Annotated in this window: 5 protein-coding genes; 1 reads left to right on the forward strand and 4 read right to left on the reverse strand. The window is 40.0% G+C overall.

Annotated features, from left to right (window positions below; translation table 11 throughout):
* Positions 1 to 161 precede the first annotated feature (161 nt).
* Positions 162 to 1,544, forward strand: coding sequence for an amidase domain-containing protein (locus JXA84_08115; GenBank protein MBN1151164.1), 1,383 nt, complete (start codon positions 162 to 164; stop codon positions 1,542 to 1,544).
* A 196-nt stretch (positions 1,545 to 1,740) separates the two neighbouring features.
* Here JXA84_08115 and JXA84_08120 read toward each other — a convergent pair whose 3' ends face one another.
* From JXA84_08120 to JXA84_08135, 4 genes are all read right to left on the reverse strand, one after another.
* Positions 1,741 to 2,286: a hypothetical protein gene (locus tag JXA84_08120; protein ID MBN1151165.1), complete on the reverse strand. Its 546-nt coding sequence runs from the start codon at positions 2,284 to 2,286 to the stop codon at positions 1,741 to 1,743.
* 8 nt (positions 2,287 to 2,294) lie between these two features.
* Entirely contained in the window at positions 2,295 to 2,519 is a 225-nt protein-coding gene (locus tag JXA84_08125) for a hypothetical protein (protein ID MBN1151166.1), read from the reverse strand.
* Positions 2,516 to 2,896 carry a cytochrome b5 domain-containing protein gene (locus tag JXA84_08130; GenBank protein MBN1151167.1) on the reverse strand — a complete coding sequence of 127 codons (381 nt, stop codon included), beginning with the start codon at positions 2,894 to 2,896 and terminating at the stop codon, positions 2,516 to 2,518. The genes JXA84_08125 and JXA84_08130 overlap by 4 nt, the downstream gene beginning before the upstream one ends.
* Before the next feature lie 56 nt (positions 2,897 to 2,952).
* Positions 2,953 to 3,324 (reverse strand): Bax inhibitor-1/YccA family protein (locus tag JXA84_08135; GenBank protein MBN1151168.1); only part of this gene is annotated, 372 nt, incomplete at its 5' end.

Raw genomic sequence — 3,324 nt, forward strand, 5'->3', positions numbered from 1 at the left:
GATTGGGAGATATTATGGATTTGCTTCGAAACAGGTGATATCCGCCAAACAGGGGATTACGCGCTTTATGTTTTTTCTTCAAAGGGTCAGATCTCTGAATTTTATCCTATATTTAATGACGAGTGACAAGTGAGTTAGCAATGTTAAAGTAAGTATTGATAATGACAACTTTAGTAATAATATTTGGACAGGATGTTTTCGGTTATTCTTTCCCTTACAATCGCGCCGCTGCCATAGCTTATGCAGATTCGTATTGTGAAGATTACAATATTGCATATTTCAACAATGTAAAAATTAATAAATTAACCAAAGTATTGGAGCATAATGTCGATTGTGCAAATTTTGTCACGCAATGTCTCAAAGCAGGGGGAAGAGACATTTGCGATCCGATATACGATTATACGCCGAATGTATTTTCCGGTTATCAATCCTCTTATTACAGTTGCACAAAACAGCTGGTCAGGTATCTGAGAAGAATAGCCGTTGAGTCGGTGGGAGATCCGTCAATTCTTGAAGTCGGCGATGTAATAATGTTCAAAAACAGCGTTCAAGACACGAGTTTTTTCCATACCGCGATAGTCGTAGATATTCAGGGTTCAGATATTTATTATGCAGCACACACTAAAGATAGGAGACATCAAGAATTATTGAATCCCACGAGCCAAATTTATCATTACTTCCACATTTTAGACGAGTATGTTTTTTTTCCTCAATGGGGTTGGGGTTATTATTACAAGCTGATGGGCAACTGGATAGGACCGGTAACGTCTGAAGGTTTCACAGCAGCAGGTGTTTTCCCTACCAATGGATCTGAATACCGAGGTTTTTGTCAGTGTTATGTGTCGGGAATCCCTTCAAACTCCGAAGTCATCAAAACTCATTTGAGACTGACGATAAACAGCGTTCACGGAACTAATCCTCTTGAATTGAATGTCAACAGAATTCAGGGAATGTCAACTCCTTCTGCGAATGCTTGCGCTCAGCCGCCATTTTATATTCAAAACGAGAATATTGCTGAACCATCAGGTTCCGTTCACTGGATTGATTTAAGTCAGACATCAGCGGGAACTGACATAATGGAAGCTAACAACGGCTTAGTAGATCATATCTTCGGTTTCGGACTAAGCGACAATAATCTGTCTACTTGGTCTCTATACTATTTTTATGCAAATACCGAGGATCATTTAGTAGATGCAAAAGTAAAAGTATTTGTCGATCAATGGACAAAAGACGCAGAGATAAATTTAATTGAATCTGATGAAGTTGATTTCAGTGAAAACCGATTGAATTTAAGATTAAGTTCATTTTTTGCAGATAATTCTATTGATATACATTTTTCTGGTGTTATGCCGGGAAATAATAAGATCAGGATTTTTGATATATCCGGAAGACTAATCAAAACAATTGAGATATCAGAAGGTAAAGAAAATATAACTTGGGATTTAAGAGATGATTACGGGAATTATTGCTCAAACGGTTCATATTTTATAATCCTGGAATCAGAAAACAGAGAAATTGTTAAAAAATTCGAAATATTTCATTAACTATTTATATAATCCTTCTTCCCATTAGTGCTCATTCGTATTTTTTTTCTTTTCATTTCTTTCTTTTAATATTCATTCGCGTCCCAAATTTTGTCTGCAAAAATTGTATTCTCGGATAAATCTTCTTTCTTTAAACTTCGTGAAGCCGCGATTATTCGCGGCCTTCGTGGTGGACATCTTTTTCTTTTCTTCTTGTCTATTCCATCCTCATCATCTCGGAGGCGTAGTCGAAAATTGTCTCTGCCCTGCTCATCGAAAGTCCTAAAATTCTCGATGAAATGATTATATTCTGAATAGTGCCTCCACCCGAATACTTCTCTTCAGCCATAAGCCAAATCAGTTTTTTCTCGGCTTCTATGTAGTTCGCCCAGGCTCTGCAGCTTTCTTCGAGTATGAGAGAATCTTCCCGGGACTCAAGTTTCTTTTTTATGTATAGCAGATATTTATTCGAGAGAGAATCGTAAGCCTCCGCCGCTTCTTCCGTCAAAGAGACCATACCGTAGGTGGTTGGATCCACTTCCATCGCCCGTATCATGAAAGAGTCTATTATATAAGTCTCAACTTCCCAATCCACCATTAAAGCCGTGTAGCCTGGTTTTCCATAGAGGGTTTTGAGCATCATGTCGGTTTCCCAGACGACCATATCGAGAATGCTGTCCCTTTTTGCCTGAGTCAGAAGGTCTGAAGTGTACCCTCCCGACGACGTCAGGAATAAAATCGAAACAAAAGTTATTACCTGCAAGTTTCCTCCTAGACAAAATAAGGCGCAAGTCCCAATATAGCGTGTATTACCGCGAGAATCATAGAGAAAGCCGCCATCCGTGGGTGCGCCTTGTATGGTATTTTCTTAAAAACTTTTTTCCTCAAAAAAGGCAGAGTTGACGTTATGAAAAAACTGAGTAAAACGGCTATTCCGAGCCACATGACGAGGGGTTTTCCAAGTATTGGAAAATAGGTTATTTTTAGCAATATCATTCCCTGAGCTCGCCTAAATAGTATTTTTTTAACATTTCCCTCGCCCTTTCCGAATGCGGCGTCCCCGACCCCATGGGTCTTGTATCGAAAAGTTCGGTCGCGTCTTTTCCGCATCCTTCGAGAATCGCGCTTCCTCCCGGGTGGGCGGCTACGAATTCCGTGACGTCATAGACCTTTCCGTCTATCACCATCCAGCAGTCTCCTTCCGAGCTGTGAGATTGAACTTCTTCAACCGTGAAGTATTTAATTTCAACAGTCGTGTCCGGTTTCAAAGACTCCGCCTGATTCTCCCCCGTGTTCATGTCTTTTTTAGAACAACCCATGGAAATCGCTAAAACTGCCGTAAACAACATGAAAAATATTATTAAGTTTTTCATGTCTCCTCCCTGTTTTTTTTTTGATAACCAACGCCTTCAAATTTAATGACAAAAAATCACCTTCTTCTTCCCAAAACTCTGAGGAGCAGAAGGAAGAGGTTGATGAAGTCGAGGTAGAGTTTTAAAGCGCCTATGATGGAAGCTTTTTTGCCCTGTTCGGAGTCAGTGTCCAGACCGACGGCCATTCTTTTGAGTTTTTGCGTGTCGTAAGCCGTGAGTCCGACGAATATAAGAATTCCGGCATAGGTTATAATCCAGTAAATCGCCGAATTTTTCAGAAACATATTGACGACCGAAGCTATTATCATACCGATAAGAGCCATTAAAAGAATTCCGCCAATTCTTGAAAGGTCCATTTTCGTAGTGAAACCTATCAGGCTCATCAATCCGAAAGTCCCGGCAGTGACAAGAAAAGTCGAGAAGAGGGA

The organism is candidate division WOR-3 bacterium (assembly GCA_016926475.1).
Taxonomy (GTDB): Bacteria; SDB-A; SDB-A; order SDB-A; family SDB-A; genus JAFGIG01.

Excerpts from the sequence above, each read along its gene's own strand:
- JXA84_08125 (MBN1151166.1), bottom strand. The coding sequence starts at position 2,519 with ATGATATTGCTAAAAATAACCTATTTTCCAATACTTGGAAAACCCCTC.
- JXA84_08130 (MBN1151167.1), bottom strand. The coding sequence starts at position 2,896 with ATGAAAAACTTAATAATATTTTTCATGTTGTTTACGGCAGTTTTAGCG.
- JXA84_08115 (MBN1151164.1), top strand. The coding sequence starts at position 162 with ATGACAACTTTAGTAATAATATTTGGACAGGATGTTTTCGGTTATTCT.